Consider the following 23,982-nt stretch of genomic DNA (forward strand, 5'->3'; position numbering starts at 1 on the left):
GGATCGAATGTTGGAAGGATTTCCGAGGTGATGGTGACTAATATAGTAACCGGAACAGCACATTGACCTGCGTCTGGTGTAAACACATATTCTGCGTCTACAACCGCTACAGATGTATCTATTGCTGACGGGCTCCATGTTCCTGTTATACCATTTGTTGATGCCGGTAAAGCGTCTGGTGTTGCGTTTAAACAATAGGCAGTAGCTATTGGATCAAATGTTGGTGTAACTTCTTCTGTTACTGTAATTAACCATGTAACAATATTTGCACATTGTCCTGCATCTGGTGTAAATATATATTCTGCATCAACAACCGCTACTGTAGTATCTATTGTGGCAGGACTCCATGTTCCTGTGATACCGTTTGTTGATGTTGTTAATAATACATCCGCAGTAGCATCAATACAATAAGTAGTTGTAATTGGATCGAAAACAGGGTCAACAACATCGATAACAGTAAGTGTTACCGTATGGCTTTCATTGATTTCACAAACACCTGTGTTAGATGAAACTAAATAAGTAATCTCATAAACACCTGCAGTACTAGTTGATAAATCAATTGCACCTGTAGACGCGTCTATTGTTAATCCTGCTGGAGTTGCAGTAAATTGTCCTGTTATATCAAAGTTTTCGGCAGGTACAAGAACAGGATTCGATCCAGACTTACAATATTCTGCTTCATCGTAACTAAATTCTGTAATTGGAGTGACTGCATTTACTAATTCTATAGTAAAAGTGTATGTTCCTCCTTCTGTACAGCCTTGTGCTTCTAAAGTATAAACTACTTCATAAATACCGGCAGTACTAGTTCCTAAATTAATTTCTCCGGTTGTTGGATCAATTACTAAACCAGTTGTTGATGTAAATACTCCTCCTATATTGAAGTCAGTTGCTAATGTTGGCAATAGAAGACCACTTGTGCTTGATACACAAATTACAGCAGGATCATATTCAAACTCTACAATTGGTGTGACAATATCATCTCCAAAATTCAAGAAGAATGATTTAACCAAAGAACAAGTATTCGTTAAATCTGAAACGCGTACCCAAATTTGTTGACCATCTGTACCTTCAAACTCTGCAGGATTTTCTATAGGGTTTTGAGGAACTGATGCGTCTTCTTCAGATAAATAATAAGTAATTAAAAATAATGCCGGATCAAAAGTGCCTAAAATGGTAGCGTTATTTTGTGTTAAGTCAAAAATTGCTGTTCCTGTAGCACTACATGATTCCAAATCAACTGGATCATTACTTGGGAATTCAATAATATAAACAATATCAACTGTTTTAGAAGTAGTAACCTCTTCACCTGGCGTACATGTTGCATAGGTTGCAATTGCTTCCATTTCAAGTGTTAGAGTTAAGTTCGTTTCTAACTCTAGTTGCTGTTCTGGTGTTAAAACGATTGAAATATCATTTTGATTGCTATAAAAACCACCATTCATTAACCATTGGAAATCAACATCAGATTCTCCATTTGGAAGGAATCTCCAAGCTTCTTCTGTAGCAGACCAAGCTCCTGTATTTCTTCCAGGAGGGGTATAACCCACAGTTCCTAATGCGTTTTGAATACCAATAACTCCAACTCCATTTTGCCAAGATGTACATGGAACTCTTCTTTCTACATAAACTTCGATAATATTAGAAATTTCATATATTACAATTTGACTTGTTTGTGCACCAACGGCAGCACTATTATTACACCCTGTTCCAAATTGAGCAACTTGGGAGAAATTTACTACTAAAGCTCTACATGGATAAGTTCCTAAAACTTGATAGTTTATATTTGGTGAAGCAAATGCATTATTAATGAAAGGATCTATATCCTGATAAACTCCATATATTGCATTTAAAATTGGAAATGCAGGATTAGGAACACTCTGAGTAAAGGCCCATGGACAACCCCCACCATCTGTCATTCCATTTCCAAATTGTACAACTCCATTTGATCCTACTTTGGCTTGTGTAAAAGATTCTCCAAAGAAACAGAAATTAAACGGTAAATCTATAGCATCAGACCAAACGTCATCTGTGTCAACAGATGTTTGTGTACCACCAGTGAAAGGGAATGGAGGTTCATAGGTAATTGATTCTACTGCATAAGAAGTAGTTGAAGCAATTCCATAGAAGGAAGCTGCAAGGTTAATTTCTTCAATATCAGAATCAGGACAAACTACAATTGAACCATCTACAATATCAACACCAACACCAACAACATCTACAGATGCACACCCTGGCGGGATGTAGATTGAGAATTGCTCTGGTCCCGACCAAAAACTTTTATCGTCTTCCGAACAAATTGCTCTTACATAAAATTCGTAAAACACATCTTCAGATGCAAGGAAAGTGTATGTTGGACTATTAACAATTATTCCTGTTGAAGAAGCGTTTGGAACTCCACTTCCTAATTCTTGAATAATTACTTCCCATTGTGTTTCAGTTCCTGAAGGAGTCCATGTTAAATCTACAGAATATGAACCTAATTCGGTTGAAGCTGTTAATTCACTTGGAGAAGGACAGGTTAAAACACTAACATTAATATTGTCGATAGCTGCAGGTGTCTGAGTTCCTCCACCTCCATCATTTCTCCACTCAAATACTAAACGAAGTACTTGATCTGAAAATGCTGCTAATGGCAAAGTATATAATTGGTTTACATAACTAGCACTATTGTTAAAATTAGCACCTAATTGTTGACCTCCACTGGCTGCGTTAATTTGCACTCCTGGTGTTGGCGTAAAAGTTACAGGCACTAACCAAACTCTGAAGTAATCGAATGGGAAACCGCCAAATCCTTCTCCTACTGCTCTCCAATCAAATGATAGATTTACTTCATTCAATATTGTTGGCATTTGTAAATCACGGTAAGCATGAACTACAGTTGCAGGTGATGTTGTGTAAGTATTTGTAGCTCCATTATTATTAGAAATGTACATTGCTTGAGTTCCTCCATTATTTGTAGCATTTCCAACAACCCATTTATTGATAGAAGTTCCGTTTACGAAAGACCATCCATGAGCTGCTTCAAAATCTTCTGAATAATTTAAATCAACCGGTATTTGCGTAGTATTGAATGAAAACGCAGTAGTCCAATTGCTAATGCTTGTTTCACTACAAATTACTCTAACATAAACATCATAGGTTGTTGATGGTGATAATGAAGTAACTTCAAAAGGGTTATCTGTGGTAACTGTTCCTGTGTCGTCAATTCCTGGAGCAGGAGAACCTGTTGGAAGTACAATAACTTCGAACTCTGTAAATCCCGGTATTGGATCCCAACCAATCTCAGCTGTTTCTTGACCAACAGTAACGATAGAAACTCCAGTTGGAGGTAAACATTCCGGCACACCACATTCTACTAATGAATCGGTATATAAAACAGTTCCGGCTAAGCCTCCTGAAGCAACATCCATACTGTAAACAGTTTGGTTTGAATCGTTGATTACTTGTACTCGAACTTCACCTGTAAATCCACCGGCAACACTCCAAAATAAATCAAATGGTAAACCATTACATAATTGTACTGTAAAGTCAACCGGGTTTTGTCCATCTGCATTTGTTGGACCCGTAATAGTTGCAACAACAATTCCGTTTTGTCTAACTTCCATAATGTTGCCATTCCAACTATCTCCAAATGTATCTCGCGTTCTGATGATATAAGCACATTGGTCGGCTAAGTCACAAATTGTAGTATTGAATGTTAAAGCAGATGACCAGTTTCCGATTCCGGTTGGACAAATTGCTCTGATATACACGTCATATAATGTTCCTGATTCTAATCCTGTGATTAAAAATGGATTATCTGTAGTTAATGTTCCTGTAGCAGTTGCAGTAGGTACAGTTGAAGGCGATGGTAACCAAATTACTTCATATTCTGTAATTCCGGGAACAACATCCCATTGAACCTCTGCAGATTCTGCTGAAATTTGTCCGGCCACCATAGTTAAGCCTGTTGGTGCCAAACATTCCGGCACACCACATTCTACTAATGAATCAGTATATAAAACGGTTCCGGCTAAAGCTCCCGAAGGAACATCCATACTGTAAACAGTTTGGTTTGAATCGTTGATTACTTGTACTCGAACTTCATTTGTAAATCCGCCGGCAACACTCCAAAATAAATCAAATGGTAATCCATCACACAATTGAACAGTGAAGTCAACCGGATTTTGTCCATCAGCATTTGTTGGACCGGTAATTGTTGCAACAACAATTCCGTTTTGTCTAACTTGCATGATGTTACCATTCCAACTATCACCAAATGTGTCTTGTGTTCTAATGATATAAGCACATTGGTCGGCTATATCACAAATTGTTGTATTGAATGTTAAAGCAGTTGACCAGTTACTTGTTCCTGTTGGACAAATTGCTCTTATGTAAACATTATAAATTGTTCCTGAATCTAATCCTGTAATTAAAAATGGATTTTCAGTAGTTAATGTTCCTGAATCATCTGGACCCGGTGATGTGGAAGGCGATGGTAACCAAATTACTTCATATTCTGTAATTCCGGGAACAACATCCCATTCAACTTGAGCAGAATCTGCTGAAATTTGACCAGCCACTGTTGCTAATCCTGTTGGAGGTAAACATTCCGGCACACCACATTCTACTAAAGAATCGGTGTATAAAACTGTTCCAGCTAAGCCGCCGGAAGCAACTTCCATACTGTAAACAGTTTGATTTGAATCGTTTATTACTTGTACACGAACTTCATTTGTGAATCCTCCTGCAACGCTCCAAAATAAATCAAAAGGTTGACCTGTACATAATTGAACTACAAAGTCAACCGGATTTTGTCCATCAGCATTTGTTGGACCGGTTATTGTTGCAACAACAATACCATTTTGTCTAACTTCCATGATATTACCATTCCAACTATCTCCAAATGTGTCTCTAGTTCTAATTATATATGAACATTGATCCGCTGGTTCACATGTAGTCGTATTAAATATATAAGGTCCGGCCCAAGCACTAAATGTTCCGTCTCCACAATCTCTTCTTACCCAATATTGATATTGTGTTGAAGCCGCAATTGGAGTACCATCAAATAATGTGGTTACGTTTACGTTATCAAAGCTATTAGTTTGAATACCTGAACCTGCAGGAACTGTAGATCCAACAGTTTGTAAAACATATTCCCATGATGTAGCTCCATTAGCATCCCAATTTAAAACGGCACTTGTCAATCCACCAATTGCTCCTAAATTAGTTGGAGGTGGACAGTTTACTACTTGTAGAGATAAAGTGTAAGCAATTGTAGCAGGAGTTCCGCTTGTAGAAATTACTATATAATAAGTCTGACCTGAAACAACAGGTAAGTCTATAACTCTTGGTGTAGCATTATTACTTGATACACCTGCAATACAACTTACCCCAACATTATCACAACTATTATAAACGAATAAACCTGAATTGTTTCCTGTTGGTGTCATGGTAATGTTTACCACTCCATCAAAATCAGCGGTATAGCTATAAAAAACATCGTTACCGTTTAAAAAATTTCCGGCAGCTCCACAACCTGCACCCGGATTACCATCAATATTATCTAAATAATTAGCTGTGTTATCGGTTGTAGAATAAGGTAAGCCTCCTACCGGAATTGCAGAATCACATGTTAATCCCGGTGAAGATGTTGTAAAATTTACCGGCCCTACCCATTCACTATTACTTTGTGAACATATTGCTCTAACATAAACAGCATATTGAGTTGACTCATTTAATCCTGTTGCAGGATAAGTTGTTTCCGGACCAACCTCTACGCCAACCCCTGTTGGTGTGTTAGGAAATTCCACTATTTCAACTTCAAAAAGGTCTGCTCCGCCCGGATTATCCCATGTTATTGTTGCTCCAACTTGGCTAATACTGCCAACTTGAATATTTTCAGGATTAATACATCTTTCAACCAAACGAACATCATCCACAATCCATCTGTCTCCGGTTGGAGCAGCAGTTGGTTGTGTCACTAACATTACGAATGCAATATAAATGTCTTGCCCTTCATATCCGGCAAGAGCTAAATCCACTTCTTTTTCTTCACAGATATTAAAAACAGCATTTAATTCTGCTTCTGTCCATTGAGCAACAATTGAAAAACCACTGTTCTGAGAAACAGTAGAAACTCTAATCTGATACGTTGTATTATCAAAACCGTTAATTGTTGAACGGGTTGAGAATAACAATTGTCCATTATCAGGAACTGTAACTAATGATGACACTAACCACTTTTCAGAAGTGTTACCGGCACCAATATTTTCTCTACCGTTGACAAAAGCAGAAATACTGCCCTGGCAAACTGTTGGAGGTGTAGTTACAGCATTTACGGTTGTCCACTGAAAGGCACCGAATGCGTTGTTGTAAAATGTCCAACCGGGTGGTATTCCGCCCTCAAAATTTTGAGGAACCTGAGAATACGCAACTGTTCCTGTCAGCAAAAACAACAGTAATAGTAAAGTAATTCTTTTCATAAATGAAAGTTTAGATTGTTTTGTAATTTTTTTTCGTAGGTTTAGAGAGCCAAATTTAACAAAAATTAAGAATTATGTAACATTATTTTAATTTTTAACTAAATAATTCAACATATTTATTTCTTTTGTTTCTTTAATTTGGTCAGAAAAGCTTCTGAATTGCTTAATTTTGCAAGACATTTAATTGAATATGCTAGAAAAAGAAAAAACAAGTTTTGAAAAGACAGTTGTAGTAGGAATTGTTACGAAAGAACAAGATGAGTCTAAATTGAATGAATTTCTAGATGAATTAGAGTTTTTAACGTTTACTGCTGGCGGTGAAGTGATTAAGCGTTTTTGGCAACGACTTGAAAAAGCTCATCCTAAAACCTTTGTTGGAACAGGGAAAATTGAAGAAATTCATAAATATATTGTTGAAAACGACGTTTCTACCGTGATTTTTGATGATGAACTCTCGCCTTCTCAACAAAAAAATATTACTAAAATTTTGGATTGTAAGGTATTAGACCGAACCAACCTAATTTTGGACATTTTTGCTCAACGTGCCGAAACTTCTTATGCCAGAACACAGGTTGAGTTGGCTCAGTGTCAATATTTGCTGCCGAGATTATCGGGAATGTGGACGCACTTGGAACGGCAACGTGGTGGAATTGGTATGCGTGGTCCGGGTGAAACAGAGATTGAAACCGATAGACGAATTGTGCGTGACCGAATTGCATTGTTGAAAGATAAAATCAAGACGATTGACAAACAAATGTCGGTGCAACGCGGAAATCGTGGTTCGCTGGTTCGTGTTGCTTTGGTGGGATATACCAATGTGGGAAAATCGACGTTGATGAATGCGGTTGGAAAAAGCGATGTTTTTGTAGAGAATAAATTATTTGCAACGCTAGATACAACTGTGCGAAAAGTGGTGATTAAGAATTTACCGTTTTTGCTTTCGGATACGGTTGGTTTTATTCGAAAATTGCCAACTCAGTTGGTGGAATCGTTTAAAAGTACGCTGGATGAAGTACGTGAAGCCGATTTACTACTTCACGTTGTTGATATTTCGCATCCGGATTTTGAACATCATATTGCCTCGGTAAATCAGATTTTGCAAGATATTAAAAGTGCCGATAAACACACAATTATGGTTTTTAATAAGATTGATGCCTACAAACCTGCTCAATTTGATGAAGATGATTTGATGATTGAAAAAACCAGTAAGCATTATTCGTTGGAAGAATGGAAAGCCACATGGATGAGTAATGTGGGTGAAGATCGTGCGTTGTTTATTTCTGCGACGAATAAAGAGAATTTTGAAGAATTTAGAGAAAAAGTGTATGAAGCTGTGAGGGAAATTCACGTGACTCGTTTTCCGTATAATAAATTTTTGTATCCGGATTATAAGGATGCTGTGGATGAGGAATAGTTTATAGCACAGATTGCGACAGGGATTGCAGTGGAAAGCTTTTTTAAAAAAATTTTTAGTTTTGCTGACAAACAAAAGCGACCAACGGAAGCTCTTTGGGTGGCTTGCAAAACTTAATTTTTTTGAAAAACTTGGAACGGAAAGCCCGGCCGTTCGCCCCAAAAAAAAATCATTCCGAAAAAAGAGATTTGCTTCGCCTGTTCGCTTCGCTCGAGTCTCCTTCGTCGGAATGACAAGATTGGGGATAAATTATATTATTAAAATCCGTAATTCACGCCCACTCCCAACACTTGACGGGTTTGGAAACCGCGAAATGCATTGTCGTCATAAATGGTTTGGAACGACAGGTTGGTGGATAGGAATTTATTGATGGTCATTACGATATTTAACTGATAATCAACGTCTACGTTTTGTGGATCTTCGAGATAATTGGAATATAAACTCAGGATATTTTCGGCAGAAACGTTTTCGAATAAATTGAATTTATAGTAACCTGCTGCGTAGAAACCGAGCTCGTAACGCATTGATTTTCCTTCATCTACGCCAAAATAACTTCCGTCAACATAGCCCGGAACAGAAGTATAATCTTTGTCAACAAAAGTCATTTTTGATGATAATGGAGCTAAATTGAATTTGAAATTATCGCTTTTTTTCCACATCATACCCGGACCAAAAGTGAGGTAACCCGGCGACATAAAATTGGTGTTTTCGGTTCTGATTTCTCTGCCGTTTTCATCTGTTCCGTAAACAAAACCTTTTGTGAATTGTGTTCTGAAGTTAAGAAAAGCGGAATAATACCAATATCCTCCAGCTTTTTTTCCGGCAAGTGAATTAAACTCGAAACGGTCATCGGTTTTCTTTTCAAACTCTGAGTTTTTGGTTTTCACGATACCGTAGGATGCAATTACTTTGTTGTCCCAAGACCAATCTTCACTTTTGTAATTGAAATCGTAGTTGAGTCCGAGATTTCCTGAAATATTGTTTTCGCCACCGGCAACCCAATTGTCAAATGTTGATTGATTGAACAAGAACGAGATGTTTCCTTTTTTAATCCACCCGTTGGTTCGTGTGGTGTCGTTGACAGCTTTAACTACTTCTTCGACACTTTTTACTACTTCTTGTTGAGCTGAAACTTGTAGCCCAAACATGAAACTAAGTGCAATTACTACTTTTTTCATCCTTTAAATTTTAAGATTTTGCGGGACAAAGTTAATAATTGTTCTAAAATTAACAATTTTTTTCTGCTTAAAGGCCGTCTATTTTTGAGCTTTATATAACGGAACAGCAGAACAAGCTTCGCCAAACATAACGCTTTTGGCTACTTTTTGTAGATTTTGAATAGCAAAAATATAGGCTGATTCCGGAACCGGTTTTTTGGAACATCCTTTAAGAATGACCGGTTTTCCTTGGTAAATGGAATAATCGATTTGGCTGAGGATCTCGCTATATAATAAGGTGTCGATTTCTTCTTTTTTGCCTAAAATGATTTTTTTTGCAAACGGCTGAAGATGAACCGTAACCACAATAGTTGCCCAAGCCGGTAAAATAGCGTCGGTAGAGCAATAAATCGCCACAAAATGGTTTTGATATTGCGACCAATCGTGGTTTTTTAACGCTTCGCGGAAATTTTTTTCTTTAAGTAAAAATCCTTCTTCGAGCCAATGAGCAATATCAATTTGTGTTCGGATTCCGGTGGGATAATAATCCTCTAAATCGAACACTTCTAAGGAAGAATTGGCCACTTTGTTGATGATTTCGTTCATGTCTTTTGTTTCAGGTCTAAAGTTTCAAGTTTCAAGTTGCTGAACCTGAAACCTGAAACTTGAAACTTTTTTACAACATTCCTAATTCCAATTTTGCTTCTTCGCTCATTAAATCTTTGCTCCACGGTGGGTCGAAAGTGATTTCTACTTCGCACGATTTTACGGCATCGAGTGATTTTATTTTTTCTTCTACTTCTCTTGGCAATGTTTCGGCAACAGGACAATTGGGTGATGTTAAAGTCATTAAAACTTTTACATCATTGTCTTCGTTGATCATTACGTCGTAGATTAATCCGAGTTCATAAATATCGACTGGTATTTCGGGGTCGTAAATTCCTTTGAGGACTTTTACAACCGATTCGCCTAGGTTTATTTCGTCTTTATATTCTTCCATTTTGTTTACTTCTAAGTTTTGTTTTTGCCACTAAGGCACAAAGTCAATAAGTCTTTTTTTTAATTCTTAGCTTCAAAAGCTAACGCATACATTTTTATCTTTTTTATCATTGAGACCAAACCGTTTGCACGAGTTGGAGACAAATGTTCTTTCAATCCTATTTCATCAATAAAATCGGTATTGGCTTCTAAAATGGCGGATGGTTTTTGGTTCGAAAATGTTCGGATTAAAATGGCGATGATTCCTTTGGTTAAAATGGCATCGCTATCGGCTGTAAACATAATTTTTCCGTCCTGTTCTTCGCCTTGCAACCACACTTTTGATTGACATCCTTTGATGATGTTTTCCTCGGTTTTATATTTTTCATCAATCAACGGTAATGTTTTTCCAAGTTCGATGATGTATTCGTAGCGTTGCATCCAATCATCAAACATTGAAAACTCGTCAACGATTTCGTCTTGTATTTCTTTAATTGTCATTGTTTTCTGTTTTTACAAACGAGACTATTTTGTTTACAAACGCTTCAATCTCAACTGGTGGACTATCATGATCGAAGGTTTGTGATTGATAAACTTTTCCTTCATATACAATTCTGACATTAGCCATTGCTGCACCATCATAAAAACGTTTTTCCTCTGGTCCTTTATAGTTTTCCAGTTGATTTAGATCAATTTTTACAAACAAATCAGCTAATTCTTTAAAATCCTCTTTTGCCAATTGATAGCTTTTTGCCTTTTCATCTCTCTTTCTAACAATGGAAAGGGTTTCATTTTGGATTTGTATATTCACATAACTTCCTCTCGAAATGGCTTGGTATTCGATGGCCGCTTTCTTCATCTCTTCTTTTTCCTTTTGACTACAATTGTTTGCTAAAAAAAGCGAAAGGAAAATCATTGTAATAGTTTTCATAATCTGTTTTTAAGACAACATTAGTTTTGCTTTTTTAACGGCTTCTACCAAGGCATCAATTTCTTCTTTGGTGTTATAAAACGCAAATGAAGCTCTCAATGTTCCCTGAATTTGATAAAAATCCATAATCGGCTGAGCACAATGATGTCCGGTGCGAACCGCTATTCCTAGCTTGTCAATTATCGTACCAACGTCATACGGATGAATGCCATCAATATTAAACGAAATTACGGAAGTTTTTTGATTGGATGTGCCATAAATTTTTAATCCTTCAATTTCTAACAATCTGTTGGTTCCGTATTCTAACAATTCGTTTTCATAAGCTGCAATGTTATCAAAACCTATTTCGTTGAGATAATCAATGGCGGTTCCGAGCACAATACCTCCTGCAATATTGGGTGTTCCGGCTTCAAATTTATGAGGTAATTCCGCATAGGTTGTTTTTTCAAAAGAAACGGTGGCAATCATTTCGCCTCCGCCTTGATAGGGTGGCAATTTGTTTAACCAGGCTTCTTTTCCGTATAAAATTCCTGTACCGGTTGGTCCGCAGATTTTGTGTCCGGAAAATACATAAAAATCACAATCCAAGTCTTGCACATTTGGTTTTAGATGCGGAGTTGCTTGTGCTCCATCGATTAAAACCGCTGCACCCACTTCGTGGGCTTTTTCAATCATCCATTTAATTGGATTAATGGTTCCCAATGCATTGGAAATATGATTTACGGTTACAATTTTGGTTTTATCTGAAAGTAATCGTTCGTATTCTGAAAGAATTAATTCACCCGATTCATTCATCGGAATCACAACCAGTTTGGCTCCGGTTTTTTCGCACAACATTTGCCAAGGAACAATGTTGCTGTGGTGTTCTAACGCAGAAACCATCACCTCATCTCCTTGTTTTAAAAAAGAAGCAAATCCACTCGCAACCAAATTAATTCCGTGCGTAGTTCCGGAAGTAAAAAGCACTTCGTGACTAAATTTTGCGTTGATGTGCTGTTGAATTTTTAATCGTGAAGCTTCATACGCATCTGTGGCCAACTGACTCAACGTGTGTACACCACGATGAATATTGGCATTAATTTCTTTATAATAATTGGCTTCTGCATCAATCACCACTTGTGGTTTTTGCGAAGTTGCTGCGTTATCGAAATAAACAAGCGGTCTTCCGTTTACGGTTTGAGAAAGTATCGGGAAATCGGCTCTAATTTTTTGAATGTTTATCATTTTTTATTTAGAAAAATTCTAAATACAAAAGTAGTAAAAAGGATTGCGTATCTGCCACGAATTCACGAATTTTTATGAATTGTATCAACTGAAAATGCCAACGATTGATTTTCATTTGAGATAATTTTATACATTGCACTAAATAAATTTCAAATGAAAAAATTCTTCAAATTTCTTGGTATTGCTATTGTACTTTTTATTATTTATACTGGAATAACAACTTATCCAAAGTTGAATATTGTTTCCGGTTTTTCTGCAAAAAGTGTCGCTTCCGGATATTTTATTGATGGAAGACCGCTAGAAGTTATTGAGAATGGAGATAATGATATTGAAAGTGTTCGATTGGCAAAAAACGAAATTGATGAACAAGGAAAATTTGTCATTTCTTCTGCTTTTGGATTAAAAAAACGAAAAGCCATTTACCGAGAAGGCTTGGGAGCTACTTTGATAAACGATGATTTTGATGAAGCGAAGCCCTATTTGGTTCCGAATCGAACAAAAAACGAAACGAATTTACCTTTTCCGTATGGAAATCTTGAACCAAAAGATTCAATTTTTCCGGATGTGAATTATGAAAAATTAAATCAAGCGGTTGCGAATGCATTTGATAAAAAAGGTGAAAAAATTAAGCGAACAAGAGCTCTTTTAGTGATTTATAAAGATAAAATCATTGCCGAAAAATATGAAGATGGTTTTTCTAAAAACACTAAATTTTTGGGTTGGTCAATGACGAAAAGTATCACGGCTACTTATTTTGGAATTTTGCAACAACAAGGTAAAATTGATATTAATAAACCTGCTTCTGTGAAAGAATGGGCAAATGATGAACGATCAAAAATTACATTGCATAATTTAATTCAAATGAATTCCGGTTTGGAATGGGAAGAAGATTATGGGAAAATTTCGGATGTAACTAAAATGCTTTTTTTAGCGGAAGATATGACGAAAGTTCAATTGGAAAAACCCGCTGCTTTTGCACCGAATACACATTGGAATTATTCTTCGGGAACAACGAATTTGCTGTCGGGAATATTGCGAAGACAATTTCAAAATCATCAGGATTATTTGGATTTTTGGTATTCGTCTTTAATTGATAAAATTGGAATGCATTCGATGTTGATTGAACCTGATATGGCCGGAAATTTCGTTGGTTCTTCGTATGGATGGGCAACGGCTCGTGATTGGGCGAAATTTGGCTTACTTTATTTGCACGAAGGCAATTGGAATGGTGAGCAAATTTTTGATAAAAGTTGGGCGAAGTATGTGGCGACTCCTACACCCACTTCCAACGGAGAATATGGTGGTCATTTTTGGCTAAACGCCGGCGGGAAATATCCTGATGTGCCAAAAGATATGTATTTCTGTGGCGGATTTCAAGGTCAGAAAGTGATTATTATTCCGAGTAAAGAAATGGTGATTGTTCGTTTTGGATTGACGGAAGATGAGGATTTTGATTTTAATGGGATGATGAAAGGTGTTATTTCATCTATTAAGTTATAATTTAACCGCAAAGAGCACAAAGGAAAAATCGCAAAGGACGCAAAGTTTGAAGAAATTTTTTTTTGAAATTCAAAAGAATAAATTTCCCTGAAGTTCAATACAGTAAATCCTCTAGCCCGACCTTGCCTACCGGCAGGCAGGTTGCAGTGGAAATAAAAAAGTTCCGGTTTTTCTCGGGACTTTTTTATTGCAACGAAAAGCGGGAATATGGTTTCCTGAAATGCCCGAACCATTCGCTTCAAAGAATTAAAAAACGAACTATTTACAGAAAAGTATAGTTGATTCCAACATTCAATGTAACAGCCTTAAAGCCGTCGGGAAAATAAAAACCATGGTTATTTATTTCAAAAAACACGCCGAAATAGTTGTCTTTCTCTGTTTCTTTTGTGACACCAATTGTATATTTTCGGAGATATCCTGAGTAATTTTCAGTTCCAATTTGAAAACTTCTTCCATAGCCAAACGAAAGCAAGAGTTTGGTTTTCTCGGTTAAATCAATAAAGAATTTACTGTTTAAGTAAACGGGTAAAACTCCGGTATCTCGCCTGAAATTTCCTTCTATTCCGGAGTTTATTCCAATAAACAAACTTCCTTCGTTGTTGTGAACGCCAACGCCTCCTCTAAAACTCAATCCGCTGATTGAAAACACTTCTGTTTTTTCGTCTTGATTGGTAACAAAAAAGCCTGCTATAAATCCAACCTCACCTTCGTAATAAAAGTTTTCTTTAAAAAATTGAGCATTGGAAAACTGAGTCCAAAAAAGACAAAATAGGATTAAAAGTTTTAAAAATTTACTTTTCAACTTTTTGTAAACTACAAATCAAACCCCAAATTCACTCCTAATTTCATCGCAATAATCTTCGTGATGCGTTGTTTGAGTTCAGGTATTTTGATGCTTTCGATGACTTCGTTGGAAAATGCATATAGCAATAATGCTTTGGCTTCTTTTTTCGGGATGCCGCGTTGTTGCATATAGAACATCGCACTTTCGTCGAGCTGACCAATAGTGCAGCCATGTGAACATTTGACATCATCGGCAAAAATTTCCAATTGTGGTTTGGCGTTGATGGTCGCTTTGTCGCTTAATAAAATGTTATTATTTTGCTGAAAAGCATCGGTTTTTTGGGCTTCTTTTTCCACGAAAATCTTTCCGTTGAAAACGCCGGTTGAACTTCCGCCTAAAATGGTTTTATAGTTTTGATGGCTTTCGCAATTGGGTGTGGCGTGATTCACCAACGTGTAATGATCCACGTGTTGCTTGTCGCCAATAATCGTGATTCCTTTTAAAGTTGAATCGATTCGTTCGCCAAAGTGGTAGAAATTCAGGTTGTTTCTGGTAATGTTTCCACCAAACGAAAAGGTATGAACCGCAACTCTACTCTCTTGTTTTTGAGAAATATACGTATTGTCAATTAAATTGGCTGTTTGTTCGTCATTTTGAATTTTATAATAATCGACAATCGCTCTTTTTTGAGCAAAAATTTCGGTTACTGAATTAGTCAAAACCGGATTGCTGTTTAAACTTTGATGACGTTCGATGATTTGCACGTGAGCATTTTCGCCTACAATAATCAAATTTCGAGGTTGCACCATCAACGCACTTTCGACTCCAGTAGAGAAATGAATGATTTCAATTGGTTTGTCGGCTACTTTACTTTTTGGGATGTTGATGAACGCTCCTTCTTGTGCAAAAGCAGTATTTAATGTGGTTAAACTTTCGTCTTTGCTGGCGATTTGGTTGAAATAAGTATCCAAAACCATTTTGTATTTTGGCTTTGTTAACACAGAAGAAAGTAAGCAAACATCTATTCCTTCGTGCGTTGTTGACGACATAAACGAACTGAATTTTCCATCGATAAACACTAATTTGTAGGTGTCTATTTCGTGTAGAAAAAATTTCTTGACATCTTTAAATTCAATTGAATTTTCTCTTTTTGGGAAAACAGAAAAGTCGTTTTTTAATACTGAATTCAGTGATGTATATTTCCAAGCTTCCTCTTTTTTGGTTGGGAAACCTTTATTTTCAAAGTTTTTTATGGCAGAAGTTCGAATGTCGTGCAACTCGGCGGTTACATCGATTCGTTCTTCAAAGGCCATGAAAGATGATACTAATTTTTCTTTTAAATCCATTTTGTTATTCTTTTGTCATTACTTCGCCAGTTCGAGCATAGCTCTCGTACCCGAGGAACGAGGAATCTTATAATGAGATGCTTCCTTCGTCAGCATGACAATATTGTGTTAAACCAATTCACTTTTTATCCAATCGTAACCTTTTTCTTCTAACTCGTAAGCTAATTCTTTTCCGCCGGATTTAACGATTTTTCCGTCCATCAAAACGTGAACAAAATCAGGGATGATATAATCTAATAAACGTTGATAATGCGTGATTACTAAAACGGCATTTTCTTGGCTTTTCAATTTATTCACGCCATTTGCTACAATTCGCAAAGCATCAATATCTAAACCTGAATCGGTCTCGTCTAAGATGGCTAATTTGGGTTCTAACATTGCCATTTGAAAAATTTCGTTACGTTTTTTCTCTCCCCCCGAAAAACCTTCGTTTAATGAACGAGATAAAAACTTACGATCAATTTCTAATAATTCTGATTTTTCACGAATCAATTTTAGCATTTCATTAGCCGGCATTTCTTCTTTTCCGTTAGCTTTTCTGCTTTCGTTGATGGCCGTTTTCATAAAATTCGTTACCGAAACTCCTGGGATTTCCACGGGATATTGAAACGATAAGAAAATGCCTTTGTGAGCTCTTTCTTCCGGAGCTAAATCGGCTAAATCTTCGTCTAATAATTCAACTGAACCTTCGGTTACTTCGTAATTTTCATTTCCGGCGATTACAGCAGAAAGTGTACTTTTCCCTGATCCGTTTGGACCCATAATGGCATGTACTTCTCCGGCTTTAATTTCAAGGTTGATGCCTTTTAATATTTCTTTGTCTTCGATGGAAGCGTGTAAATTTTTTATGCTTAACATTTTGTTTTTGTTTCAAGTTTAATGTTTCAAGTTCGTTTTATTCACTTTTTGAAACATTTAATATTTATTTATCTTTTTTGATTGTTCTTTTGTTTCGTTCAGGCATAACTTGAAACCTGAAACTTGAAACATATTTAACCTACCGAACCTTCCAACGAAATCTCTAACAATTTTTGTGCTTCCACGGCGAATTCCATTGGTAATTTATTCAATACTTCTTTACTGAAACCGTTTACTATTAATGCAATTGCTTTTTCGGTTGGAATACCACGTTGATTGCAATAAAAAACCTGGTCTTCTCCAATTTTGGAGGTCGTTGCTTCGTGTTCAATTTTTGCAGATGTGTTTTTACTTTCAATATACGGAAAAGTGTGTGCTCCACAATTATTTCCCATCAAAAGTGAATCACATTGTGAAAAGTTTCTGGCATTATCGGCATTGGCACTAATTCGAACCAAACCTCGGTAACTGTTTTGTGATTTTCCGGCAGAAATTCCTTTGGAAATAATGGTTGATTTAGTGTTTTTCCCTAAATGAATCATCTTTGTTCCGGTGTCGGCTTGCTGATGATTATTGGTTACGGCTATTGAATAAAACTCGCCAATTGAGTTATTTCCTTTTAAAATTACTGAAGGATATTTCCAAGTAATGGCTGAACCGGTTTCAACTTGTGTCCAAGAAATCTTAGCGTTTTTCTCGCACAAACCTCTTTTGGTCACAAAATTAAAAACACCACCTTTTCCTTCTTTATTTCCGGGATACCAGTTTTGAACGGTTGAATATTTTATTTCGGCATCATCCATCGCAATAAGTTCAACCACAGCAGCGTGCAATTGATTTTCGTCGCGGCTTGGTGCAGTACAACCTTCTAAATACGAAACATAACTGCCTTCATCGGCAATTAATAACGTTCGTTCAAACTGACCTGTTCCGGCTTGATTGATTCGGAAATAAGTTGATAACTCCATCGGACAACGAACGCCTTTTGGAATATAACAAAAACTTCCATCTGAAAAAACAGCGGAATTCAAAGCGGCATAAAAATTATCTCGTTGCGGAACAACGGTTCCTAAATATTTCTGAACTAACTCCGGATGTTCTTTAATTGCATCAGAAATCGAACAGAAAATAATTCCTTTTTCGTTTAATGTCTTTTTGAAAGTCGTAGCTACAGAAACAGAATCCACAACAATATCCATCGCCACATTATTCATTTTTTTCTGTTCATCAATCGAAATTCCGAGCTTTTTATACATCGCTAATAATTCCGGATCAACATCGTCTAATGTTTTATTTGGATCTGCTTTTTTTGGAGCAGAATAATACGAAATCGCTTGAAAATCGGGTTTTTCATAATGTACATTTGCCCATTCCGGCTCGATCATTTCTTGCCAAGCACGAAAAGCTTCCAAACGCCAATCGGTCATCCATTGCGGTTCTTCTTTTTTCATAGAAATCGCACGGACAATGTCTTCATTTAACCCAATAGGAAACGTTTCCGAGTCTAATTCGGTATAAAATCCGTATTCATATTCTTTGCTTTCTAATTCGACTTTTAAGTCGTCTTCGGTATATTTTGCCATTTTTTTTATATTAACCCTAACAGCGTTTTGAACTCTTTCACGGTTGAAAATAATTTAATTTTTAAAGCGAAAAACTTTCTCCGCAACCACACGTTCTGTTCGCATTTGGATTGTTAAACACAAATCCTTTTCCATTTAAACCACCGGAAAATTCTAAAATAGTTCCGGCTAAATAAAGGAAACTTTTCTTTTCAACAGCTACTCGTATATTGTTGTCTTCGAATACTTTATCGTTTTCTCCAATTTCTTTGTCAAATTTTAAATCATAAGACAAACCGGAGCAACCACCACTTTTTACGCCAACTCGAACGTAATCTCGGGCAGCATCAAAACCATCATCTTCCATCAAATTGATGATTTTCTTTTTGGCTGTATCTGAAACTTTAATCATTTGCTATTTTGATTTTGTCTAAATTAACTGCAAAGATACATCAAAATAGGAATTTTAAAAGGATTCCTAACATTTTTATAACGAATGGATGGATAGAAAATAGTTATAATTACGCTTTAAAAAGGTAAGTTTTTAGTAATTTGCGAAACATTTTACTATCAAATTACAATTATGAAACTATACCCCATTGAAGCCGGAAACTTTAAACTCGACGGCGGAGCTATGTTTGGCGTGGTGCCAAAAACCATTTGGAACCGAACAAATCCGGCAGATGAAAACAACCTCATCGACATTGCTGCTCGCTGTTTATTGATTGAAAACGGAAATCGATTGACGTTGATTGACACCGGAATGGGCAACAAACAATCGGATAAATTTTTTGGTTATTATTCGCTTTGGGGCGAACATTCTTTAGATAAATCACTTGCAAAATATGGTTTTCATCGGGATGATGTAACGGATGTTTTTATGACACACCTTCATTTTGACCATTGTGGCGGCAGTGTAAATTGGAATGAGGATAAAACCGGTTATGACGTCGCTTTCAAAAATGCAAAATTCTGGACGAATGAAAATCATTGGGAATGGGCAACCAAACCAAATTCACGTGAAAAAGCTTCTTTTCTGCACGAAAATATCATTCCGATGCAAGAAAGCGGTCAGTTGAATTTTATCAAAAGACCAAACAGTGATTTTGGTTTTTCGGAAGAAATGGATTTCGGAATTTTTTATGTGGATGGTCATACCGAAAAGCAAATGCTTCCTCACATCCAATACGAAGATAAAACCATCGTTTTTTGTGCGGATTTGTTGGCTACGGCAGGACATATCCCGATTCCGTATGTGATGGGTTACGATACCAGACCGCTTTTAACTTTGGATGAAAAAGCGAAATTTATGAATGCCGCAGCTGAAAATAATTACTATTTATTTTTAGAACACGATGCTCACAACGAAATAATCACTGTTGAAAAAACCGAAAAAGGTGTTCGTTTGAAAGAGGTTTTTTCGTGTAAGGACATCCTAAACCTTTAAAAATTCAATCCTTCCAAATTGTTAAACTTGTATTAATTATTTAATTGATATATCAATTATTGATAAATCATTTTTAATTTTGATTAAAATTATAATATGGAAAAAATAAGTAGTGTTATTTTTTATTCGATGGATCAAAGTATTCGAACGTATCGAATGTTTGCTCAAAAACGATTAAAAGAAAACGGATTAAAGATCACAATCGATCAATGGCTTGTGCTAAAAACCATTAACGAAAACCCGGATATTGCTCAAAATGAATTGGCTGATATGGTTTTTAAAGACAATGCTTCTGTGACACGAATTATCGAATTATTAGTAAAATCAGATTATTTAGAACGAAAAAAAGATCAAAACGACAGAAGAAAATCAGTTCTAAAAATCACAAAATTGGGTTCAAAAACCATCGAAAAAGTATATCAAGTAGTTCAAGAAAACCGTCAAATCGCACTAACCGGAATTAATCAAGCTGAGTTAGAAATTGTGGATAGGGTTTTGAAAAAAATCAGTCAAAATTGTAAATAGTTTCAATCATCAATCAAAAAAAACAAATCAGTTATGTTACGAATTATCACCTATTTAGTGATGTTAAGCTTGTTGGTTATAACATCCATTTATTCTGCTTAAAGTCAAATAACAGAAATCTTTTGAACTAAAGAAATCTTTGTATCGAAGGTCAATCGGTTTAGCAAATGGATAATTATCATAAAAAAAATCAAAAATGAGTGGTTTTAGAACTTCTTTTTATGAAATTTGCCTTTTAGATTAAATTTACAAAACATTAACTATGAAATTGATACGTTCAACAGCATTTACTCTTTTATCTGCTCTAATTTTAACCGGATGTGGTGCTTCAAAATCATCCTTCACCAACTTAAAACCATTATCTTCTGAAACGGTTCCATTAAAAAACAGTAAAATTTCTGATGCCGAATTGTTGCGTTGGAGTCATTTAGACCTAATCAAAGACACGATTCCGGGTATGAGTGTAGATCGTGCCTACGAAGAATTATTGAAAAATAAAAAAGGTCAAAAAGTAATTGTTGCCGTAATTGATAGCGGAACTGACATCGAACACGAAGATTTAAAAGGTCGTGTTTGGACAAACGCTAAAGAAATTCCCGGAAACGGAATTGATGACGACAATAACGGATACATTGACGATATTCACGGTTGGAACTTTTTAGGCGATATTGTTCACGAAACCCTTGAGTTAACTCGTATCGTACGAAAAGGTGATGATGGTTCTGAAACCTATAAAAAGGCTCTTGCAAAACTAGAGGAAAAGAAAGAAGAAGCATTATCCAACAAACAACAAATCGATTTTATTGTTGCTGCCGACAAAGGAATTGCCGAGCATTTGAAAAAGGAAAATTACACATTGCAAGATGTGAAATCAATTTTGACTTCAAACCCTACCTTAGGAAGATATAAAATGGCGATGCTTCAGTTTTTAGCGAATTCTTCCCGCGAAGAGTTTATGAAAGGCGTAAAAGAATATGAAGAGCACGTTTATGACCAATTGAACTACAATTTAAATACAGAATACGATGGTCGAAAAATTTTAGGTGATAACTACGAAGATTTCTCAACCAAATTCTATGGAAACAACCAAGTTTGGGGTCCGGATAAAAAACACGCGTTACACGGAACGCACGTAGCCGGAATTATTGCTCAAGTGCGAGGAAATAATTTAGGTGGCGACGGTGTGGCAACCAACGTAGAAATTATGGCCATTCGTGCCGTTCCAAACGGAGATGAATACGACAAAGATATCGCTCTTGCCATCAGATATGCAGCTGATAATGGTGCAAAAATTATCAACGGAAGTTTCGGGAAAGGCTTTTCTCCTCAAAAAGAATGGGTTTATGAAGCTATTAAATATGCAGCAAGCAAAGATGTTTTATTTGTTCACGCAGCCGGAAATGATGGTGATGATTTAAACGTTGTTGAAAGCTTTCCAAATGACCGAATTGCCGATAAAGAAATTGCCGATAACTTCATCAAAATTGGTGCTTTAAACTTTGATTACGGAGCTAAAACTGTCGCTGAATTTTCAAACTACGGGAAAACCGATGTAGATGTTTTTGCTCCAGGTGTAAAAATTTATGCTACAGTTCCTGATAACAAATACGAACACCAACAAGGAACTTCGATGGCATCGCCAAATGCGGCCGGAGTTGCGGCTTTAATTCGTTCTTATTACCCAACTTTAACCGCTCCGCAAGTGAAAATGATTTTGAAAGAAAGTGGTGTTTCCATCAACAAAACAGTTGTGGTGGGCGGAGATCCAACAAACAAATTACCGTTTGCTGAATTATCCACTTCCGGAAAAATTGTGAATGCTTATAATGCGTTGTTGATGGCTGACAAAATGGCTAAATCATCAGGAAACGTTTCAAAATAAAACCTAAATCTATTTGTATGAGAAAGGCTACCGTGCTTCTTTTTATTGTTTTTTCTAATTTTCTTTCCGCTCAAAACAACCCAAATCCAGGCTATTGGCAACAACAAGCCGATTATAAAATGGATTTCTTTATGGATGTGAAAACCTTTCAATACAAAGGGACTCAAGAATTAGAATATACCAACAATTCACCCGACACACTTCGCAAAGTGTTTTATCATTTGTATTTTAATGCGTTTCAACCGGGAAGCGAAATGGATATTCGATTAAAAACGATTACCGATCCCGATAAACGAATGGTGAAAAGTTTTAAAGTTGCCGATAAAGAAGTAACTGAAAGTAGAATTTCTACTTTAAAACCCGATCAAATTGGGTATTTAAAAATCACTAATTTCAAACAAGACGGTCAAGTGGCTACAACAAAAGTAGTGGGGACAATTTTGGAAGTTACGTTAGTAAAACCAATTCTCCCTAAATCAAAATCGACCTTTACGTTAGATTTTGATGGACAAGTACCGGAGCAAGTGCGTCGTTCAGGAAGAAATAGTGCTGAAGGAGTTGCTCTTTCGATGACGCAATGGTATCCGAAAATGTGTGAATTTGATTTTGAAGGATGGCATGCCGACCCATACATTGGCAGAGAATTTCACGGTGTGTGGGGAAATTATGACGTAAAAATTTCGATTGATAAAGCCTATACCATTGGTGCTTCAGGCTATTTGCAAAACAAAAATGAAATCGGTCACGGCTATCAAGACGAAGGTGTAGAAGTCAAACATCCCAGAAAAACCAAAAACCTAACGTGGCATTTCGTAGCTCCAATGGTGCACGATTTTGCTTGGGGTGCCGATGACGAATACATTCACGATAAAATCATCGGAGAAAATGGTGTTGAACTTCATTTCTTTTATAAAAATGATAAAGAAATTATCGAAAACTGGAAAGCTTTACAACCCAAAACAGCGGAATTGTTAAGCTTTTTCAATAAAACAATTGGTGTTTATCCGTACAAACAATACTCAGTTATTCAAGGTGGCGACGGTGGAATGGAATATGCCATGTGTACCCTCATCACCGGAAAACGTTCATTAGGCAGTTTGGTGGGCGTTACTGCTCACGAATTGGCCCACACGTGGTTTCAACATGTGTTGGCGACCAACGAAAGTAAGCACGAATGGATGGACGAAGGGTTTACTTCTTTTATTTCCGATTTGGCAATGACCGAAGTAATGCCTCCTAAAAATAAAAAAGAAGACGATAACCCGTTTCAAAGTGCGTACAACAACTATTTCTATATGGTGAGCACGGGTCGTGAGCAACCACAATCTACGCACGCCGATCGCTATGATGAAAATATGGTTTACGGTATTTCATCCTACAGCAAAGGAACTGTTTTCCTGACGCAATTGGCTTATGTGATTGGGATGGATAACATGTTTAAAACCTTAAAACGTTTTTACCACGATTATCAATTCACGCATCCTACGCCAAATGATTTTAAACGCACGGCAGAACGCGTTTCGGGAGCGGTTTTAGACTGGTATTTGGTGGATTGGACACAAACTACCAACACGATTGATTACGGCATTAAAAACATAGACGACAGCGGTAAATTAACCTTAGAACGCATCGGAAGAATGCCAATGCCGTTGGATATTTTGGTGGCGTATGAAGACGGCTCCGTAGAAAGTTTTTATATACCAAATCCATTAATGCGATGGGAAAAAGAAAACCCGTATCCTCAAGTAAAAAGAACGGTTTTGAAAGGCTGGGATTGGGCGTATCCAACGTATGAATTGCCACTCTCACAAGCAAAATCTAAAATTAAATCGGTGGTGATTGACCCGAGTGGTTTAATGGCCGATGTGAATCAAGAGAATAATAGTTATCCTATAACGAAATAAAAA

18 protein-coding genes are annotated in these 23,982 nt (G+C 36.6%); 6 read left to right on the forward strand and 12 right to left on the reverse strand.

Going from position 1 to position 23,982, the window contains the following annotated elements; all coding sequences use genetic code 11:
• On the reverse strand, positions 1 to 6,467 hold a 6,467-nt coding region (locus B4N66_RS04065; RefSeq protein WP_291092543.1), incomplete at its 3' end, for a fibronectin type III domain-containing protein.
• Positions 6,468 to 6,657: 190 nt separating this feature from the next.
• On the opposite strand from B4N66_RS04065, the gene hflX reads away from it, so the two are divergent.
• Positions 6,658 to 7,881 (forward strand): GTPase HflX, encoded by a 1,224-nt coding sequence (gene hflX, locus B4N66_RS04070; protein WP_291092545.1) that lies wholly within the window; start codon positions 6,658 to 6,660, stop codon positions 7,879 to 7,881.
• A 257-nt stretch (positions 7,882 to 8,138) separates the two neighbouring features.
• Here hflX and B4N66_RS04075 read toward each other — a convergent pair whose 3' ends face one another.
• The 6 genes from B4N66_RS04075 to B4N66_RS04100 all read right to left on the reverse strand — a co-directional run bounded on the left by B4N66_RS04075 (position 8,139) and on the right by B4N66_RS04100 (position 12,171).
• Positions 8,139 to 9,059, reverse strand: a complete 921-nt coding sequence (locus B4N66_RS04075; RefSeq protein WP_291092547.1) for a DUF3078 domain-containing protein — start codon at positions 9,057 to 9,059, stop codon at positions 8,139 to 8,141.
• 78 nt (positions 9,060 to 9,137) lie between these two features.
• Positions 9,138 to 9,644: a DUF2480 family protein gene (locus B4N66_RS04080; RefSeq protein ID WP_291092548.1), complete on the reverse strand. Its 507-nt coding sequence runs from the start codon at positions 9,642 to 9,644 to the stop codon at positions 9,138 to 9,140.
• Positions 9,645 to 9,714: 70 nt separating this feature from the next.
• A complete protein-coding gene (locus tag B4N66_RS04085; RefSeq protein ID WP_291092549.1) occupies positions 9,715 to 10,038 on the reverse strand; it encodes an SUF system Fe-S cluster assembly protein in 324 nt (107 codons plus the stop codon).
• 59 nt (positions 10,039 to 10,097) lie between these two features.
• Positions 10,098 to 10,517 carry a SufE family protein gene (locus tag B4N66_RS04090; RefSeq protein ID WP_291092550.1) on the reverse strand — a complete coding sequence of 140 codons (420 nt, stop codon included), beginning with the start codon at positions 10,515 to 10,517 and terminating at the stop codon, positions 10,098 to 10,100.
• Positions 10,507 to 10,947 carry a hypothetical protein gene (locus B4N66_RS04095; RefSeq protein WP_291092551.1) on the reverse strand — a complete coding sequence of 147 codons (441 nt, stop codon included), beginning with the start codon at positions 10,945 to 10,947 and terminating at the stop codon, positions 10,507 to 10,509. The genes B4N66_RS04090 and B4N66_RS04095 overlap by 11 nt, the downstream gene beginning before the upstream one ends.
• A 9-nt stretch (positions 10,948 to 10,956) precedes the next feature.
• The gene (locus B4N66_RS04100; RefSeq protein ID WP_291092552.1) at positions 10,957 to 12,171 is read right to left on the reverse strand and encodes an aminotransferase class V-fold PLP-dependent enzyme; all 1,215 of its coding nucleotides are present in this window, start codon (positions 12,169 to 12,171) and stop codon (positions 10,957 to 10,959) included.
• Positions 12,172 to 12,324: 153 nt separating this feature from the next.
• On the opposite strand from B4N66_RS04100, the gene B4N66_RS04105 reads away from it, so the two are divergent.
• On the forward strand, positions 12,325 to 13,671 hold the full coding sequence (locus B4N66_RS04105) for a serine hydrolase domain-containing protein (protein WP_291092553.1): 1,347 nt from the start codon (positions 12,325 to 12,327) through the stop codon (positions 13,669 to 13,671).
• Between the two features lie 262 nt (positions 13,672 to 13,933).
• Here the strand turns inward: B4N66_RS04105 and B4N66_RS04110 are convergent, their stop codons facing one another.
• From B4N66_RS04110 to B4N66_RS04130, 5 genes are all read right to left on the reverse strand, one after another.
• Entirely contained in the window at positions 13,934 to 14,473 is a 540-nt protein-coding gene (locus B4N66_RS04110; protein ID WP_291092554.1) for a hypothetical protein, read from the reverse strand.
• A gap of 11 nt (positions 14,474 to 14,484) precedes the next feature.
• Positions 14,485 to 15,801, reverse strand: a complete 1,317-nt coding sequence (gene sufD, locus B4N66_RS04115; RefSeq protein WP_291092555.1) for a Fe-S cluster assembly protein SufD — start codon at positions 15,799 to 15,801, stop codon at positions 14,485 to 14,487.
• 108 nt (positions 15,802 to 15,909) lie between these two features.
• Complete coding sequence (sufC, locus tag B4N66_RS04120) at positions 15,910 to 16,659, reverse strand: Fe-S cluster assembly ATPase SufC (protein WP_291092556.1); 750 nt, start codon at positions 16,657 to 16,659, stop codon at positions 15,910 to 15,912.
• Positions 16,660 to 16,793: 134 nt separating this feature from the next.
• The gene (gene sufB / locus B4N66_RS04125) at positions 16,794 to 18,242 is read right to left on the reverse strand and encodes a Fe-S cluster assembly protein SufB (RefSeq protein WP_291092557.1); all 1,449 of its coding nucleotides are present in this window, start codon (positions 18,240 to 18,242) and stop codon (positions 16,794 to 16,796) included.
• 61 nt (positions 18,243 to 18,303) lie between these two features.
• Complete coding sequence (locus tag B4N66_RS04130; RefSeq protein WP_188361480.1) at positions 18,304 to 18,633, reverse strand: HesB/IscA family protein; 330 nt, start codon at positions 18,631 to 18,633, stop codon at positions 18,304 to 18,306.
• Positions 18,634 to 18,804: 171 nt separating this feature from the next.
• Here B4N66_RS04130 and B4N66_RS04135 point away from each other — a divergent pair, with 171 nt between their 5' ends.
• The 4 genes from B4N66_RS04135 to B4N66_RS04150 all read left to right on the forward strand — a co-directional run bounded on the left by B4N66_RS04135 (position 18,805) and on the right by B4N66_RS04150 (position 23,979).
• Positions 18,805 to 19,668, forward strand: coding sequence for an MBL fold metallo-hydrolase (locus B4N66_RS04135; RefSeq protein WP_291092560.1), 864 nt, complete (start codon positions 18,805 to 18,807; stop codon positions 19,666 to 19,668).
• Positions 19,669 to 19,764: 96 nt separating this feature from the next.
• A complete protein-coding gene (locus B4N66_RS04140) occupies positions 19,765 to 20,193 on the forward strand; it encodes a MarR family winged helix-turn-helix transcriptional regulator (RefSeq protein WP_291092561.1) in 429 nt (142 codons plus the stop codon).
• Positions 20,194 to 20,455: 262 nt separating this feature from the next.
• Positions 20,456 to 22,075 carry a S8 family peptidase gene (locus B4N66_RS04145; protein WP_291092564.1) on the forward strand — a complete coding sequence of 540 codons (1,620 nt, stop codon included), beginning with the start codon at positions 20,456 to 20,458 and terminating at the stop codon, positions 22,073 to 22,075.
• A 17-nt stretch (positions 22,076 to 22,092) separates the two neighbouring features.
• Positions 22,093 to 23,979 (forward strand): M1 family metallopeptidase, encoded by a 1,887-nt coding sequence (locus B4N66_RS04150; RefSeq protein WP_291092565.1) that lies wholly within the window; start codon positions 22,093 to 22,095, stop codon positions 23,977 to 23,979.
• The last annotated feature ends 3 nt before the right edge of the window (positions 23,980 to 23,982 follow it).

Origin of the sequence: Flavobacterium sp. UBA2787 (assembly GCA_002352205.1) — a bacterium.
GTDB lineage: Bacteria > Bacteroidota > Bacteroidia > Flavobacteriales > Flavobacteriaceae > Flavobacterium.

Excerpts from the sequence above, each read along its gene's own strand:
- hflX (WP_291092545.1), top strand. The coding sequence starts at position 6,658 with ATGCTAGAAAAAGAAAAAACAAGTTTTGAAAAGACAGTTGTAGTAGGA.
- B4N66_RS04075 (WP_291092547.1), bottom strand. The coding sequence starts at position 9,059 with ATGAAAAAAGTAGTAATTGCACTTAGTTTCATGTTTGGGCTACAAGTT.
- B4N66_RS04080 (WP_291092548.1), bottom strand. The coding sequence starts at position 9,644 with ATGAACGAAATCATCAACAAAGTGGCCAATTCTTCCTTAGAAGTGTTC.
- B4N66_RS04085 (WP_291092549.1), bottom strand. The coding sequence starts at position 10,038 with ATGGAAGAATATAAAGACGAAATAAACCTAGGCGAATCGGTTGTAAAA.
- B4N66_RS04090 (WP_291092550.1), bottom strand. The coding sequence starts at position 10,517 with ATGACAATTAAAGAAATACAAGACGAAATCGTTGACGAGTTTTCAATG.
- B4N66_RS04095 (WP_291092551.1), bottom strand. The coding sequence starts at position 10,947 with ATGAAAACTATTACAATGATTTTCCTTTCGCTTTTTTTAGCAAACAAT.
- B4N66_RS04100 (WP_291092552.1), bottom strand. The coding sequence starts at position 12,171 with ATGATAAACATTCAAAAAATTAGAGCCGATTTCCCGATACTTTCTCAA.
- B4N66_RS04105 (WP_291092553.1), top strand. The coding sequence starts at position 12,325 with ATGAAAAAATTCTTCAAATTTCTTGGTATTGCTATTGTACTTTTTATT.
- sufD (WP_291092555.1), bottom strand. The coding sequence starts at position 15,801 with ATGGATTTAAAAGAAAAATTAGTATCATCTTTCATGGCCTTTGAAGAA.
- sufC (WP_291092556.1), bottom strand. The coding sequence starts at position 16,659 with ATGTTAAGCATAAAAAATTTACACGCTTCCATCGAAGACAAAGAAATA.
- sufB (WP_291092557.1), bottom strand. The coding sequence starts at position 18,242 with ATGGCAAAATATACCGAAGACGACTTAAAAGTCGAATTAGAAAGCAAA.
- B4N66_RS04130 (WP_188361480.1), bottom strand. The coding sequence starts at position 18,633 with ATGATTAAAGTTTCAGATACAGCCAAAAAGAAAATCATCAATTTGATG.
- B4N66_RS04135 (WP_291092560.1), top strand. The coding sequence starts at position 18,805 with ATGAAACTATACCCCATTGAAGCCGGAAACTTTAAACTCGACGGCGGA.
- B4N66_RS04140 (WP_291092561.1), top strand. The coding sequence starts at position 19,765 with ATGGAAAAAATAAGTAGTGTTATTTTTTATTCGATGGATCAAAGTATT.
- B4N66_RS04145 (WP_291092564.1), top strand. The coding sequence starts at position 20,456 with ATGAAATTGATACGTTCAACAGCATTTACTCTTTTATCTGCTCTAATT.
- B4N66_RS04150 (WP_291092565.1), top strand. The coding sequence starts at position 22,093 with ATGAGAAAGGCTACCGTGCTTCTTTTTATTGTTTTTTCTAATTTTCTT.